Source organism: Kribbella sp. CA-245084, assembly GCF_050942355.1.
Lineage (GTDB): Bacteria > Actinomycetota > Actinomycetes > Propionibacteriales > Kribbellaceae > Kribbella.
Genome location: NZ_CP192053.1, coordinates 7,388,248 through 7,403,392, shown reverse-complemented (window position 1 = coordinate 7,403,392; position 15,145 = coordinate 7,388,248). Strand labels below are relative to the sequence as shown.

General features: G+C 67.1%; 15 protein-coding genes. 6 read left to right on the top strand and 9 right to left on the bottom strand.

The features are described 5' to 3' along the window. Positions 1–20 precede the first annotated feature (20 nt). A complete protein-coding gene (locus tag ACQPYH_RS35115; RefSeq protein WP_432880377.1) occupies positions 21–989 on the top strand; it encodes a helix-turn-helix domain-containing protein in 969 nt (322 codons plus the stop codon). Here ACQPYH_RS35115 and ACQPYH_RS35110 read toward each other — a convergent pair whose 3' ends face one another. Beyond that, positions 990–1,517: a hypothetical protein gene (locus ACQPYH_RS35110; protein WP_432880376.1), complete on the bottom strand. Its 528-nt coding sequence runs from the start codon at positions 1,515–1,517 to the stop codon at positions 990–992. Positions 1,518–1,613: 96 nt separating this feature from the next. Here ACQPYH_RS35110 and ACQPYH_RS35105 point away from each other — a divergent pair, with 96 nt between their 5' ends. Further along, complete coding sequence (locus ACQPYH_RS35105) at positions 1,614–2,576, top strand: HpcH/HpaI aldolase/citrate lyase family protein (RefSeq protein WP_432880373.1); 963 nt, start codon at positions 1,614–1,616, stop codon at positions 2,574–2,576. Here the strand turns inward: ACQPYH_RS35105 and ACQPYH_RS35100 are convergent. Next, positions 2,573–3,184 carry a VOC family protein gene (locus tag ACQPYH_RS35100; protein ID WP_432880371.1) on the bottom strand — a complete coding sequence of 204 codons (612 nt, stop codon included), beginning with the start codon at positions 3,182–3,184 and terminating at the stop codon, positions 2,573–2,575. The genes ACQPYH_RS35105 and ACQPYH_RS35100 overlap by 4 nt on opposite strands. A 41-nt stretch (positions 3,185–3,225) precedes the next feature. Beyond that, positions 3,226–3,882 carry a peptidylprolyl isomerase gene (locus ACQPYH_RS35095; RefSeq protein ID WP_432880369.1) on the bottom strand — a complete coding sequence of 219 codons (657 nt, stop codon included), beginning with the start codon at positions 3,880–3,882 and terminating at the stop codon, positions 3,226–3,228. A gap of 131 nt (positions 3,883–4,013) precedes the next feature. On the opposite strand from ACQPYH_RS35095, the gene ACQPYH_RS35090 reads away from it, so the two are divergent. Continuing rightward, positions 4,014–5,459, top strand: a complete 1,446-nt coding sequence (locus ACQPYH_RS35090; protein WP_432880367.1) for a serine/threonine-protein kinase — start codon at positions 4,014–4,016, stop codon at positions 5,457–5,459. Between the two features lie 272 nt (positions 5,460–5,731). Beyond that, the gene (locus ACQPYH_RS35085) at positions 5,732–6,922 is read left to right on the top strand and encodes an acyl-CoA dehydrogenase family protein (protein ID WP_432880364.1); all 1,191 of its coding nucleotides are present in this window, start codon (positions 5,732–5,734) and stop codon (positions 6,920–6,922) included. 238 nt (positions 6,923–7,160) lie between these two features. On the opposite strand, the gene ACQPYH_RS35080 is transcribed toward ACQPYH_RS35085, so the two are convergent. Continuing rightward, positions 7,161–8,177, bottom strand: a complete 1,017-nt coding sequence (locus ACQPYH_RS35080) for an ArsR/SmtB family transcription factor (protein WP_432880362.1) — start codon at positions 8,175–8,177, stop codon at positions 7,161–7,163. Positions 8,178–8,352: 175 nt separating this feature from the next. Beyond that, the gene (locus ACQPYH_RS35075) at positions 8,353–9,459 is read right to left on the bottom strand and encodes a magnesium and cobalt transport protein CorA (protein WP_432880360.1); all 1,107 of its coding nucleotides are present in this window, start codon (positions 9,457–9,459) and stop codon (positions 8,353–8,355) included. A gap of 75 nt (positions 9,460–9,534) precedes the next feature. Here ACQPYH_RS35075 and ACQPYH_RS35070 point away from each other — a divergent pair, with 75 nt between their 5' ends. Both ACQPYH_RS35070 and ACQPYH_RS35065 read left to right on the top strand, forming a co-directional pair. Then, a complete protein-coding gene (locus tag ACQPYH_RS35070) occupies positions 9,535–10,065 on the top strand; it encodes a general stress protein (protein WP_432880357.1) in 531 nt (176 codons plus the stop codon). Between the two features lie 98 nt (positions 10,066–10,163). Then, on the top strand, positions 10,164–10,667 hold the full coding sequence (locus tag ACQPYH_RS35065) for a MaoC family dehydratase (RefSeq protein WP_432880355.1): 504 nt from the start codon (positions 10,164–10,166) through the stop codon (positions 10,665–10,667). A 4-nt stretch (positions 10,668–10,671) separates the two neighbouring features. Here ACQPYH_RS35065 and ACQPYH_RS35060 read toward each other — a convergent pair whose 3' ends face one another. From ACQPYH_RS35060 to ACQPYH_RS35045, 4 genes are read right to left on the bottom strand one after another with little or no spacing between them, the layout of a single operon-like run. After that, positions 10,672–11,976: an alpha-L-fucosidase gene (locus tag ACQPYH_RS35060; protein WP_432880352.1), complete on the bottom strand. Its 1,305-nt coding sequence runs from the start codon at positions 11,974–11,976 to the stop codon at positions 10,672–10,674. Positions 11,977–11,994: 18 nt separating this feature from the next. After that, positions 11,995–12,843, bottom strand: a complete 849-nt coding sequence (locus tag ACQPYH_RS35055; protein WP_130439999.1) for a carbohydrate ABC transporter permease — start codon at positions 12,841–12,843, stop codon at positions 11,995–11,997. After that, a complete protein-coding gene (locus ACQPYH_RS35050) occupies positions 12,833–13,774 on the bottom strand; it encodes a carbohydrate ABC transporter permease (RefSeq protein ID WP_432880349.1) in 942 nt (313 codons plus the stop codon). Before ACQPYH_RS35050 ends, ACQPYH_RS35055 begins: the two co-directional genes overlap by 11 nt. Next, positions 13,774–15,045 carry an ABC transporter substrate-binding protein gene (locus tag ACQPYH_RS35045; RefSeq protein WP_432880347.1) on the bottom strand — a complete coding sequence of 424 codons (1,272 nt, stop codon included), beginning with the start codon at positions 15,043–15,045 and terminating at the stop codon, positions 13,774–13,776. Before ACQPYH_RS35045 ends, ACQPYH_RS35050 begins: the two co-directional genes overlap by 1 nt. Positions 15,046–15,145 lie beyond the last annotated feature (100 nt).

Below are 15,145 nucleotides of genomic sequence, written 5' to 3'. Positions count from 1 at the left end.
ACGGTGAAGTGGGGAATGACATGCTGGGATCGACCGGGCTCGGGACCGAGAGCGAGGCGGCGTACCTGGACCTGATCCGGTGGGGCGCTGCGTCACCGGCGGACCTGGCCGTGCGGCTGGGGTGGCCGGTGGAGGAGGTTCAGCGAGCGGTCGACGTACTGCAGGGCGAAGGGTTCGTGCACCGTACGCCGGCGCCGGGCGAGCTGATCGTCCCAGTGCCGCCGGAGCTCGCCGTGGAGCAGTTGGTGCAGCGGCAGGAGGAGGAGTTCGAGCGGATCCGCAAGGCGGCGTACCGGCTGGCAGCCGAGGCGACCAGGCAGGGCGGGGCGCGGCGGACCGAGGAGCTCATCGAGATCGTCACTGGTGAGCCTGCGGTGGGACTGGCGTTCGATCGGGTGCAGCGGACGGCTCGGGTCGAGATGCGTGAGCTGGTTGCACCGCCGTACGTCGCGTCGGCTGAGGTCAACAGCACTCAGCTAGCGAGGCAGGGCGCTGGTGTGGCGTATCGGGTCGTCTATGACAGCTCAGCGCTCGGAGACGCCGTACTCGCGGCCAGCGCGGTCAGTCACGTGCGGGCGGGGGAGCAGGCGCGTATTGCGGACCTGTTGCCGACCAAGCTCGCCGTAGCGGACCGGGAGCTCGCATTGCTCCCACTGGACTGGGCTACACCGGCGCAGGACGCCGCTCTGCTGGTGCATCCGTGCAGTCTGCTCGATGCGCTCGTAGCGCTGTTCGAGACCGTGTGGAACCGCGCCAGCCCACTCTCGGTGACCGAGACGAACAGTCTGGAGGCCGAGGAGGCGATGTCTGCCGAGGACCGGCACCTGCTGTCACTACTGGTCGCGGGTCTGACGGACGACGCGGCCGGTGCGAGGCTGGGGATCAGTCGGCGTACGGTGGCGCGCCGTGTGCAGCAGTTGATGGAGCAGACGCACTCCCGCTCACGTCTGCAGCTCGGCTGGCATGCGCGCGACCGCGGTTGGCTGTAGTCAGCTCAGCTTGGGACGACGGCGTACCGGGCGGTGCAGGGTGATGGGCGGCTTGCCCCGGGTGGTCGCACTGGTCGGGATCGGGGCCTCAGCGCGCGGAGTGGCGTCGTAGCGTCCCGGCGTCTCGGTGATCTCGCCGGTCGGCTCCAGCACGAGGATGTCGGCCTCGGTCTGCCAGCGGTCGAGCTGCGTGTCCAGTCCGGCCGCGTTGAGGCGCTCGGTCCGCAGTACCTGGGCTGCGGCCGTCCACTCGTCGGTCCCGGGCTCCAGCCGCCGTACGGTCGCAGTCCAGCTGGCCAGGCGGTTGGTCGCTGGCTTGGCCGGTACGACGACCTGTGCGGCGCCGGCGGTGGCGAGACCGGGCAGTGGCTGCTCGGCGCTGTCGGCGGCATCAGCCAGTACGACGTACTGCCCGTCGACGGTCGCGAACCACGCCGGGGCGGGGCGTCCGCCGTTCCAGGACAGCCAGACGAGACCGGCCTTCTTCATCACCCCGGCGATCTCCGTCACAGCGTCCGCGTTCTCCACGGGCCAAGAGTGTCACAGTGAGCGATGTCACCGGGCAGGTCGCGTGCGTTTCGCCGTACGCTGCCGGTGACCGGTGGGTAACCGAGTGGAGGTCACATGTCGGAACAGGTTTTGCGCAGTCGGCGGTCGTGTCTGGCCACGCCCGGGTCCAACCCGCGGTTCCTGGCCAAGGCGAAGGGGCTGGACGCTGACCAGGTGTTCCTGGACCTCGAGGACTCGGTCGCGCCGATCGCGAAGGCGGACGCCCGCAAGAACATCGTCGCCGCACTGAACGAGGGCGGCTGGGGTACGAAGCTCCGCGTGGTCCGGGTGAACGACTGGACCACCGAGTGGACGTACGCCGATGTGATCGAGGTCGTCGCCGGCGCCGGTGCGAACCTCGACTGCATCATGCTGCCGAAGGTGCAGACCGCCGAGCAGGTGGTCGCGCTCGACCTGCTGCTCACCCAACTGGAGAAGGTGCACGGGTACGAGCCGGGCCGGATCGGCATCGAGGCGCAGATCGAGAACGCGCTCGGCCTGACCAACGTGAACGCGATCGCGCAGGCCTCGCCGCGGGTCGAGACGATCATCTTCGGCCCGGCCGACTTCATGGCCTCGATCAACATGAAGTCTCTGGTCGTCGGCGAGCAGCCGCCCGGGTACGACGTCGGCGACGCGTACCACTACATCCTGATGCAGATCCTGATGGCCGCGCGGGCACACGGTAAGCAGGCGATCGACGGCCCGTACCTGCAGATCAAGGACGTCGACGGCTTCTGCCGCGTCGCGGGCCGCTCCGCCGCCCTCGGCTTCGACGGCAAGTGGGTCCTCCACCCTGACCAGATCGCCGCCGCGAACGAGGTCTACTCGCCCCGCCAGGACGACTACGACCACGCCGAGAACATCCTCGACGCCTACGACCACTACACGTCGGCAGCCGGCGGCGGACGCGGCGCAGTCATGCTCGGCGACGAAATGATCGACGAGGCCTCCCGCAAGATGGCCCTGGTCATCTCCGCCAAGGGCCGCGCCGCCGGCCTCACCCGCACCGACATCTGGCAACCCCCGGCGGACTAAGGCCCGACCTGCGCCATGATCGCGAGCAAGTGGCCGTCGGGGTCGGGGAAGAAGGCCATCCATTCCTCGACGCCGTTGTCGTGTTTGTGGATCAGGTGGGGCGCTTGCTCGAAGTCCACGCCGCGCGCGGAGAGTTCGTCGTACGCCGTTTGGATGTTGTCGACGCGGAAGTAGATGATCGACGGCTCGCCGGCGGTTTCGCTGGTGCTGAGGAACAGGCGGGTGCCGCCGCAGTCGAAGAAGGCCAGGTCTCCGAAGGTGTAGAGGTGGGGAAGGCCCAGCACGTCGCCGTAGAACTCGACCGCCTTCTCGATGTCACTTACCGGGCGAGCGATCTGCCCGATCGCACCTAGCTGCAGCATGTCTGTGCCTCCCGATCGTTGTAGCGCGCTGTCAGCGGGCACGCCACGCCAGGTGCGGAGCTCGGCCCGCCGGTGCAGGCCGAGCTTCAGCAAGGCGTTGGCGACGTGGAACTTGACCGCGTCGACGCTCACTCCGCGGCGCTGCGCGATCTCGCGGTTCGACATGCCGTGGCGCACCAGGTGCACCACCCGCCACTCGGCAGGCGTCAGTACGTCGGGATGTCTCGGTCGTCCGCGGGTGCCCACGTCGCCACGGTAAGGCCGGGAGGCGGGGAATTACCCTCCCCTCAGAAGCTCCAGACCTTGTAGATGCGGATCGGCTTCACCGGCGGGCCGTCCTGGTCGGGGTCGGCGATACCGGCGGCGACCATCCGGTCGAACGTCGACATACCGGCGATCACGTGGCCGAGGACGGTGTAGTTGGGCGCGATGTTCGCGAACGAATGAACGACGAAGAACTCACTGCCGTTGGTGCCCGGGCCTTGGTTGCCGTAAGCAACAGTGCCGCGCGGGTAGGTCTCCTGGCCGGTCACCTCGTCCGGGAACTTGTAGCCCGGTCCGCCTTCCTCCTGGCGGTAGATGTCACCGCACTGCAGTACGCCGAGCCGCGTCGAGTTCGTCAGCCGGAAACACTGCGTCGAGTCGTAGAACCGGCTCTGCACCAGGTGCACGAAGTTGTGCACCCCGCAGGGCGCGTTGGCCCGGTCCATCCGGACGACGAACGGGCCGTAGTTCGTCACGAAGAACACGTCGACCGTGCCCTTCGCGCGGGCCGTCGCGGACGGGACCCGCACCGGCTTGGCCGCCGGGTTCTCGGGAGTCGGCGTGAACTCGCACTTGACCACCGGTTTCGGCCGGTGTGCGGGGGCGGCGGACGCAGTACTCGTGGTCAGCGTCGCGGCGACGAGGGCAGCCGCGATCAGGGCGGGAATCGATCGCTTCATGCGACACACCGTAGTACCCCGATCGCAGTCTGCAGAGGTTCCGGAAGGCTTTCTGAAGGTTTCGGCCGCGGACTCGATCCTCCGGCGCTTCCCGCCTAAGGTGTTGCGGTCCACTGCGGAAGGTGTGGTTTGTGAACGGCGAGGTACTGGCAGGTCGGTACCAGTTGGTGTCCCTGCTCGGCAGGGGCGGTGCAGGAGAGGTGTGGCAGGCCGAGGACACCGTCCTTGCCCGTCAGGTAGCGGTCAAACTCCTCAGGAGTCTCGACGGCGACCCCATGGACGCGGTCCAGCGGTTCCAGGCGGAGGCGCAGGCCGCAGCGCGGCTGTCGCATCCGAACGTCGTGGCGACGTACGACGTAGGCGCTGCCGGCGACCGCGTGTTCCTGGTGATGGAGCTGGTCCAAGGCCCCGACCTCCAGAAGCTCATGCGTACTGCGGGGCTCCCGACAGCCGATCTGGTCACAGACATCGCCATCCAGGGCGCACGCGCTCTGGACGCGGCGCACGAGGCCGGGATCGTCCACCGCGACGTCAAGCCGGGCAACCTCCTGCTGGCACCCGACGGCACGCTCAAGATGACCGACTTCGGCATCGCCAAGCGCGCAGGCAATGAGACGACCGGACTGGGCGTTCTGCTCGGTACGGCGTCGTACGTGTCGCCGGAGCAGGTCCGTGGCGAGCCGGCCACGCCCGCCAGCGACTGGTACTCGTTCGGCTGCGTCCTGCACGAGCTCCTGACCGGTACGCCGCCCTTCACCGGGCCGACCGTCGATGTGGTGATGCGCCAGCACCTCGACGTACCGCCGCCGCCGATCGCGCGCACCGACGTACCGCCGGAGCTGTCGAACCTCGTCACGCACCTGCTGGCGAAGAACCCGGCAGACCGGCCGTCGTCGTCCGCTGACGTCGCTGCGCTCCTCGCACCGGCCAGCCAGACACAGGTGCTGGCGTTCACACCGCCTGCGGCAGAGGACGTCCTCGGCGTCGGCAAGTGGGAGGACGACGACGAAGAGGCTGCCACTAGCGGGCACCGAGCGCCGCGGCGTGCTCTCCCACTGGCAAAGCTCGGTGTAGCGGCCGCTGTCGTCGTAGTCGGTGTAATAGCTGCTCTGCTGCTCCGGGCCGGTGTGACGGACGATCCGCCGGCGCAGGCCGGTGGTACGCCGTCAGCGCCTGTCGTGAAGGCGACCAGCGCACCTAAGACCACACCGAAGCCCAAGCCGACGCCATCGAAGACTCCGTCGAAGCCCACGCCGAAGCCCACCACCAAGCCGACGCAGCAGAACCCACAAGCGGCTCTGGTGCAGAACCTGCGCACACTGGCCGCGCAGGTCCGCGCGACTCAGCAGGGCAGCCGCAGCAAGGCGCCACGCGACGCGGCGCAGCAGCTGGACCGGGCTGCCGAGGCGCTCGACCACGGGGACACCGGTGCCGCGGCGCGGAACTTCTACGAGGCCCGGCAGCGCTTGTTCGAGGCACAGCAACGCCACCGCTGGCAGGCGACCCCGCAGATCGCTGCACTGTTCCAGACGATCGGCCAAGCGCTGCCACGCCCGGACCACAACAACAACGAGTGAGCCACGCGACCTCCGTCAGGTGGTCGATGTCACAGCGGGTGTCACCCTCGCACCGGGATGCTGTTAGGGGGTGCCTGACGGTTCCACGCCTACTGCGGGGCACTCGGCACGGCATCTCGCCGCACGTGAGCGAAGGCCACGATGCTCCGCATCGAGACCTCCGCTCCCGCGCGCCGAGCTACCGCGCCGAGCACCTCCTCGCTACGGCGTGGAACCGTCAGCCACCCCCAAACCGCGATACTCGCGGGTAAGCCGGTCGAAGGAGGCGCAGCATGAGCAGGTTGCAGCAGACCGAGGGGCTCACGGACATCCAGGAGGAGATCCTGAAGACGGTCCGGGCGTTCGTCGAGGCGGAGATCCTTCCGGTCGCCACCGAGCTCGAGCACCGCGACGAGTACCCGACCGAGATCGTCGAGGGCCTCAAGGAGCTCGGCCTGTTCGGGCTGATGATCCCCGAGGAGTACGGCGGCCTGGGCGAATCGCTGCTCACGTACGCACTGTGCGTCGAGGAGATCGCCCGCGGCTGGATGAGCGTCTCCGGCATCATCAACACGCACTTCATCGTCGCGTACATGCTGCTGCAGCACGGCACCGACGAGCAGAAGCAGAAGTACCTGCCGCGGATGGCGACCGGTGAGGTCCGCGGCGCGTTCTCGATGTCCGAGCCGGGCTGCGGCTCCGACGTCTCCGCGATCAAGACCAAGGCCACTCGCGAGGGCGACGGCTACGTGATCAACGGCCAGAAGATGTGGCTGACCAACGGCGGCTCGTCGAACCTGGTCGCCGTCCTGGTGAAGACCGACGAAGGGCAGGACTCGGTCTACCGCAACATGACCACGTTCCTGGTCGAGAAGGAGCCCGGGTTCGGCGAGGTCGACAAGGGTCTGACCGTGCCGGGCAAGATCGAGAAGATGGGCTACAAGGGCGTCGACACGACCGAGCTGATCTTCGACGGCTACCGGGTCGACGGCGCGCAGATCCTCGGCGGCGTACCGGGCAAGGGTTTCTACCAGATGATGGACGGCGTCGAGGTCGGCCGGGTGAACGTCGCGGCGCGCGGCTGCGGTGTGGCGCGGCGGGCGTTCGAGCTGGGCATCTCGTACGCCCAGCAGCGGGAGACGTTCGGCAAGAAGATCGCCGATCACCAGGCGGTGCTGTTCCGGCTCGCCGACATGGCGGTCAAGGTCGAGGCGGCGCACGAGCTCATGGTGAAGGCGGCCCGGAAGAAGGACAGCGGGTCCCGCAACGACTTCGAGGCTGGCGTCGCGAAATACCTGGCGAGCGAGTACTGCTCCCAGGTGGTGGAGGACTCGTTCCGCATCCACGGCGGCTACGGCTTCTCCAAGGAGTACGAGATCGAGCGCCTCTACCGCGAGGCGCCCATGCTCCTCATCGGAGAAGGCACGGCCGACATCCAACGCATGATCATCGGCCGCCGCCTCCTCGAGGACTACAAGCTCTAGTGTGTCCTGAGTCGGAAGTTCGACGGCGCTTTCGGCGCCCAGGCACGCACCTCGCGGCACTTGGCCAGCGCCCACGATGCTCCGCATCGAGGCCACTGACCAAGCACCCCGATGCACGCACCTGACCACCGAAATCGCTCGCCGAACTTCCGACTCAGGACACAGCGGTCGCACGCTGGGTCGACAGGCGGGGCGGTGCCGGTCGGCCCAGCGTGCGGCGGGGCAGGGGATGAGGGGGCTAGACGGGTGTCTGCGCCGGTGGCCGGGTGTGGCCCGAGCCGTAGCCGGACAGCAGCCAGATGCCCAGCTGGGTGATTTCGTGGCGCACTGACGCGCCGGCCCGACGGGTGGTGATGAGGCCGGCCTCCCGCAGTACCGTCGCCTGGTGGCTGGCGGCGGCCGGGGAGATGCTGCAGCGTTTCGCCAGCTCGGTCGTCGTACAGCCGCTGACGGTCGCCTCCAGGGCGGCCGCGCGGGTCGAGCCGAGCAGTGAGCCCAGCGGGTCACTCGGCAGTGCAGGCTCCGCCGACGCCTGCCGCAGGATCCCCGGCGCATGCTGGATCGGGTACACCAGGATCGGTTTGAGGTCCGGGTCCCGCAGCTTGGTCGGTACCTGCCAGCAGAACGCCGAGGGCTGCAACTCGATTCCCCTGCCATCGAGATACAGATCGCGGTCGTTCATGTCCAGCACCTGCAGGACCGGTGCCACCCACCGGACCCGCGGATGCAGCGACGACAGCAGCCGGTCCACCCCGTGACGGGCCAACGCCTCCCCACGATGGGCGTGGTCCGCGGACACATGCGTGCCGATCGACTTCCAGTACGGCGCGATGGCCGCGTCGTGGTACGTCCGGATGGCCCGGCCGAGCTTGTGCATCGACGTCCGGCCGCCCTGTGCCAGCTCCCTGGTCCACGGCGACGCCGGACGGTACGTCCCGAGCAGGTCGAGCTGGCTGGCGAGCTGCTGCCGCGGCGTCGCCAGCGTCTGCTCCAGCGCGGAGTCGAAGTCCGGTGCGGACTCCGCCGGCGTCAGGAAGTCAGGGGAGTAGCCCTTCGACGGGGTCAGCTCCAGCAGCAGTCGCATCTGATCCGGCGCGACCCTGGCCCGCACCTGACGGCGCCAGTCCTCGAAGATCAGCCGGCCGTCCGAATGCTGCAGCATATGCAGGCTGAGCAGCACCTCCCAGAGCGGCGCCGGCCTGGTCGCGACGGTGACGCGGGCAAGGTCCCGTGGCGTGAAGTGGATTCGAAGCACCGCAAGTCCCTCCCCTTGATCGCAGAACGTGCTCGATTCCTGACCGAACGCGACGGCAGAATTCAATCAAGGCAGCGGATTGGTCCACAACCGTTTGAACATTCCAATTCGTAAGTACTCCCGGCCATGGCAAAAGGTTGCCAAGTCGTCTGTCAGACGGTAGAGAACACCCGGGTCACAGCCAGTGGTTCCGCTTGAACAACCGGTAAAGGACGAAACACGCCGACGCCATTACTCCGAGTACGACGAAGTACGCGTACTTGAGGCGGAGTTCGGGCATGTAGTCGAAGTTCATGCCGTAGATGCCGGCGATCATCGTGGGCACCGCGAGGATGGCAACCCAGGCCGAGATGCGCCTCATATCCTCGTTCTCGGCCACCTGCACCTGGGCCAGCCCGGCCTGCAGGATCGAGCTGAGCAGCTCGTCGAACGAGATGACCTGCTCCTTCACTCGTTGCAGGTGGTCGTCGACGTCGCGGAAGTAGTTCCTGGTCTCGTCGGCGATCAGCGGGTTCCGCAGCGTCGACAGCGCGCGCATGGGGCCGGTCAGCGGCGCCACGGCCCGCTTGAGCTCCAGGACCTCGCGCTTCAACTGGTAGACCTTGTCGATGTTCCGCCAGCCACGCGGTGTGAACATGCCGGTCTCGATCAGGTCGATGTCGGCCTGTACGGCGTCCGCGACCTCCAGGTACCGGTCGACGACATGGTCGGCGATCGCGTGCAGTACTGCGCCCGGACCGGTGGCCAGTCGTTTCGGCTCCTTCTCCAGCTCCTGGCGCAGCCCGGTCAGCTCACTGTGTTCACCATGCCGGACCGTGACGACGAATCCGGGTCCGCAGAACACCATGACCTCACCGGTCGCGACAACCTCGCTCGTCGCGGTCAGGTCCCGGTGCGGGACGTAGGTGACCGTTTTGAAGACCGCGAACAGGGTGTCGGCGTACCGCTCGAGTTTGGGGCGCTGGTGTGCCTCCGACGCGTCCTCGAGCGCCAGTGGGTGCAGACCGAACTCATGGCCGATGATCGAGAGCTGGTGGTCGGTCGGCTCGAACAGGCCGATCCAGACGAACCCCTGGCCGCGCCGGGCTCTGGCCAGCGCGTCGGTGTACGAATTGACCCGCTGGTCGCGGACGCCGTCGCGGTAGAGACCCCAGTCGATCAGGGCGCCCTCGAGCTTGCCGGTGACCACGTCGTCCGGCGGGCGGCCGTCAGCGCCACCGCGGCGGGCGAAGACCCGTCCTACTCGGCGTGTCGCGCCCATGTCCCACCGTCGCCCGGCCATCACGGCGAGGCTATCAAGACGCGGTAACCAGCTGTCGGCAATGATGGGGGTGGACGCACGCGGAGAGGAACGACGATGACCACGCAGGGCATGCCCTCGATGGACCCCAGACCGACCGGTCTGACGATCGGGACGTACGACACCTACCGGGAGGCGCAGCGAGCTGTCGACTATCTCTCGGACGAGAAGTTCCCGGTCGAGCACACGACCATCGTCGGCAACAACCTGCGCCAGGTCGAGAAAATCACCGGCCGGCTCACGTGGGGCCGCGCGCTGACCGCGGGTCTGGCCAGCGGCGCCTGGTTCGGTCTGTTCGTCGGTCTGCTGCTGGGTTTGTTCACGACGGGCAACTGGCTCGCGGCGCTGCTGACCGGTGTCGTGCTCGGTGCGTTCTTCGGACTGGTGTTCGGTGGGCTCAGCTACGCCCAGTCCGCCGGCCGGCGTGACTTCACCTCGCGCACTGCCGTGGTGGCGACGACGTACGACGTACTCTGCGACTTCAAGTTCGCTGAAGAGGCCCGGAATCACCTGGCCAAGCTGGCCCTGAAGGGCGAGGTCCACCCGCGGATGCCGGAGCACCCGGTGCAGCAGCCCACCCAGGACTGATCAGGTGATGTATCTCTCGCGTCGGTGAGAGCCAGACCACGGTCCGGATGCGCCTGGACCCGGCAGCATGGGGAATCCAGGACCGAGGAGGAACCGCGATGCAGTTCGGGCGCAGCTACGAGGAGTTCGAGGTCGGTGCCGTCTACAAGCACTGGCCCGGCAAGACGGTGACGGAGTACGACGACCACCTGTTCTGCCTGCTGACGATGAACCATCATCCGCTGCACCTGGACTCGCACTACGCCGAGGAGACCACCCAGTTCGGCAAGAACGTTGTGGTGGGCAACTACATCTACTCGATCCTGCTGGGCATGTCGGTCCCCGACGTCAGCGGCAAGGCGATCGCGAACCTGGAGATCGAGTCCCTCCGCCACGTCGCCCCCACCTTCCACGGCGACACCATCTACGGCGAGACCGTAGTACTGGACAAGTGGGAGTCGAAGTCGAAGGACGACCGCGGCATAGTCCACGTAGAAACCAAGGGCTACAAACAAGACGGCACAGTAGTCTGCCTCTTCCGCCGCAAGGTAATGGTCCCCAAAAACAGCTACCTGGAAAGCCGGGGCGGAGAACAACCTGGCCGCCCCACCCCGGCTTCCTGAGGTTCTAGAGGAAGAGCTCGATGACCGGGACCTCTACGTTCGGGCGTTGGATGGGGAGTTTGAGGGTGAGGGTGTCGGGGGAGACGCCGCCCATGCGGGTGTTTTGGGCTGTTTGGCTGGGGTCGTTGGGGACTCGTTTGATTTCGGAGGCGTCGTTCAGGAGTTGGGCGTACTTGACCTTGCCGCCCAGGCCGGGGAGGTGGACGTGGCCCATCGGCCAGGAGAACAGGTGCAGGTAGAGGCGGTTGCCCTTCTGCGTGTAGCGGGCGTCGGTCGGCGGCGTGTACTCCGACGGCCTGGCGCCGCGGATGGAACGCTCGTGCAGCCGCATCCACTCGCCGATGTCGGACAGCGTCGCCAGTGCCCGCGGGTCGAACTCGCCGCGCCCGGTAGGACCGACATTGAGCAGCAGGTTGCCGTCCTTGGAGACCGAGTCGACCAGCATCTTCACCAGCGTCTCCGGTGACTTCCAGTCGAGGTTGTCCCGGTCGTAACCCCAGCTGCCGTTGAGCGTCTGACACGCTTCCCACAGCACCGGTACGCCGTCGCGCTCCATCGGACCGTCCGGCTGGTACTGCTCCGGCGTCACGAAGTCGCCGGGGATGTCCAGCCGGTCGTTGATCAGGATGTCCGGCTGCAGCTCCCGGACCATCGCCATCAGCTCGACGGACCGCCACTCGTCCTTACCCTTGCCGTTGCCCGGTCCGGGCAGACCGTCCTCACGGTTCCGGTTCGGGTACGAGAAGTCGAACCACATGATGTCGATCGGCCCGTAGTTCGTCAGCAGCTCACGAGTCTGCGCGTGCAGGTAATCGGCGTACACCTGGACATCGCGTCCCGCCGCCTTCGCCTGCGCTTCCTCGTCGTACCGCTGCGGGTGGACGACGTCGATCGGGAACTCCGGGTGGTGCCAGTCGATCAGCGAGTGGTAGAACCCGACCCCGAGCCCCTCGGCCCGGCACGCCTCGACGAACTGCTTCACCAGGTCCTTGCCCGCACCCCAGGCGGTGTGCGCGACCGTGTAGTCGGACACCTCGGAGTCCCACAGGCAGAAGCCCTCGTGATGCTTGGTCGTGAGTACGGCGTACTTCATGCCGGCGCCACGTGCGGCAGCGGCCCACTTGCGCGGGTCGTAGAGGTCCGGCTCGAAGTGGTCGAAGTACGGCTGGTAGTCCTCATCGGTCAGCCGCTCGCGGTTCTTCACCCACTCGTGCCGGGCCGGGAGCGAGTACAGGCCCCAGTGGACGAACAGGCCGAACCGCCAGTCGCGGAACCGCTCGACAGAAGCCGCGGGAGGCGTATCAGTCATACAAGTTTCTCCTTAGATTTAACGGCCGCCGAGTCCGGTGACGAGCAGGCCGCGGACAAGGTGTTTCTGCAAGAGGACGACAAGCAGCACGGTCGGGATCATCGCCATCACCGACGCCGCCATCATCAGGTTCCACTGGGTGCCCTGCTGGCCGACGAACTGCGCCAGGCCCAACGGCACCGTGCCCTTGTCCTCGACGCTGTTGATGATGATCAACGGCCACAGGAAGCTGCCCCAGAAGCTGATGAAGGTGAAGACGGTCAGTACGGCGATGGCCGGCCGCGCGAGCGGGAGCATGATCCGGAAGAACGAGCCGAACGGGCCGCACCCGTCCACCCGGGCCGCCTCCTCGAGCTCGGCCGGGACGGTCAGGAAGAACTGCCGCAGCAGGAACGTGCCGAACGCGGTGAACGCCCAGGGCAATATCAGCGCCCAGTAGCTGTCCACCCAGCCGAGCGACTGCATCAGCCAGTACATCGGCACGATCAGCACTTCCTGCGGCACCATCAGCGTGCCGAGGAACAGCACGAACAGTTGCTCACGGCCCCTGAATTTCAGCCGTGCGAAGGCGTACGCCGACAGACTCGAGGCGGCGACCACGACCAGCGTGCCGGCCACCGCGACGAACAGGCTGTTCAGGAAGTAGCGGTCGAACGGCGCGAACGTGAACGCGTCGGCGTAGTTCTTCCAGCGGATCTCGGAGCCGAACAGGTGCGGTGTCGGCGTGAACACCTCGTCGGCGGGCTTCAGCGACGTCGACACGGCGTACACCAAAGGGCCGAGGAAGACGATCGCGACGATGATCAGCAGCGTGTGCGAGACGCCGCTGCGGACCTTGCGGACGGCGCTGTTGGTCTCAGACGTCATAGTTCACCCACCGCTTCTGGCCGAAGAACTGGATCGCGGTGATGCCCATGATGATCACGAACAGCACCCAGCCGGCCGCGGACGCCAGCCCCATCTGGAGGAACTGCCAGCCCTGGTTGTAGACGTACATGACGATGGTCTGGGTGGCCACGCCCGGACCGCCCTGGGTCAGGATGAACGGCTGCGCGAACACCTGGAACGAGGTGATCAGCGTCATCGTGGTGGCGAAGAACATCGACGGCGTGATCATCGGCCAGGTGATGTAGCGGAACCGCTGCAAAGGCCCGGCGCCGTCGATCTGCGCTGACTCCAGCTGTGACTGCGGCACCTGGTCGAGCGCGGCCGAGAAGACCAGGAAGTTGTACCCGAAGCCCTGCCAGATCGACATTGCCACGATGGCCGGCATCGCCCAGTTCGACGAGCCGAGGAAGTTCGGCGCGTCGATGCCGAACCAGGCCTGCAGGCCGCCGTCGATCAGCCCACCGGGCTGGAACAGCAGCCGCCAGACCATCACGTTGGCGACCATCGGCGTCATCACCGGGATGAAGAACAGCACCCGGAAGATCTGCCGGCCCTTGATCTGCGGGCCGAGCCAGACCGCGAGCCCGAGCGAGACGACCACGTTCAGCGGGACGTACAGCACCACGAACAGCACGGTGTTGAGCACCACGCGGCGGAACACGGGGTCGTGCAGCAGGTGCGTGTAGTTGTCGATGCCGAGGAACGAGCGGGTGCCGAACACCGGCCAGTCGAACAGGCTGATGCCGAGCGCCATCGCGGTCGGGAACAACGTGAACAGAGCCAGCCCGACGAGGCTCGGTGCCAGGAAGACCGACGCGTACCGACCGTCCCGGCGCAACGCGGGCCGGCGCCCCGGCCGGGCAGCACGCGGAGGTGCGCCCGGCGGAGCGACGGTTGTGTCGGTTGCCATCAGGAACCAGCGCCTGCCTGGTCCTGGATGGTCTTCAGCGCCTGGTCGGGCGGGATCTCACCGTTCAGCGCCTGGGTTCCGAACCGGTTGAGCAGGTCGGCGACCTGGACCCAGTTCTTCGAGGTGACCAGCGGGATCGAGTTCTCGGAGGCGTAGTCGATGGTCTCCTTCGCGCCGTCGATACCGGCGGCGGTGAACCAGGCCGGGTGCGCCACGGTGCGGGCCGGGTACGCGCGGCCGGCCTGGGCCAGCACGGTCAGCGGCTTCTCACTCGTCATCGACATGATGGCCTGGAAGGCCGCGTCGGGCGTCTTGCAGGACCGGGAGATGCCGAAGCCCGAGCCGGCGGTGTAGGTCTTGGATCCGTCCGGACCGGCCGGGATCGGCGCGATACCGAGATCGAACTTGACCTTGCCCTTCGTGTCGATCAGCGACCACGGACCGTTCAGCTGCATCGCCGCCTTGCCGCCGGTGAACTGCTGGGTCTCGAAGTCCGGGTTGCCGCCCGGCACCTGCGGGGCGATCTTGTCGGTCTTGACGAAGTCGACGTACTGCGAGAAGCCCTGCTCGAACTTCGAGTCGGTGAAGTTGAGCTTGCCGTCGGACAGCGGCTCGGCGCCGGTCATCGTCCGCACCCAGGACATCGTGCCGAGGTCGCCGGGGGTCGTCACCAGGCCGGTCTTGCCGGCGGCGGTCAGCTTCTTCGCGGCGGCCTTGAAGTCGTCCATCGTCCAGCCCGGCTTCGGGTCAGCTACGCCGGCGGCCTTGAACATGTCCTTGTTGTAGAAGATCACCATCGGGCCCGAGTCGTAGGGGATCGCGATCTGCTTCCCGTCCGCCTTCAGGCCGTCCATGATCGGCTTGTCGAAGTCCTCGGCCTTCAGGCCGTACTTCTTCATCAGGTCGTCCAGCGGCAGCATCGCGCTGGCGTACGACGCCATCCGCAGGCTCTGCATGCCGATGATGCAGGGTGCCTTGCCGCCGGCCAGCGTGGTCCCGATCTTCGACCAGTAGCTGTCCCAGGGGGCGCCCTGGAGCTTCACGGTGATTCCGGCGTGATCGGTGTGGGCCTGGTCGGCGACCTTCTGCCAGGCGGCCTGGTCCTCGCTGCCGGCGACCCAGAACGACCAGGTTAGGTCTGCCTTGTCGGCCGATCCCGAACTACTACCGCCACTGCCGTTGTTGCCCCCGCAGGCGGCCACGGCGGTCAGGGCCAGAACCGACAGAGCGGCGGTGACCCATCGGCGTGACCGCGCCGGTGTTGCTTTCATCGCTGACCTCCAGGGGACAGTGCTTGAATTCAAAGAACGTACTGATTCATCCGATCTATAGTCGGAGGCAATCCGCGCAGTCAACACCTCAGGGCCATAA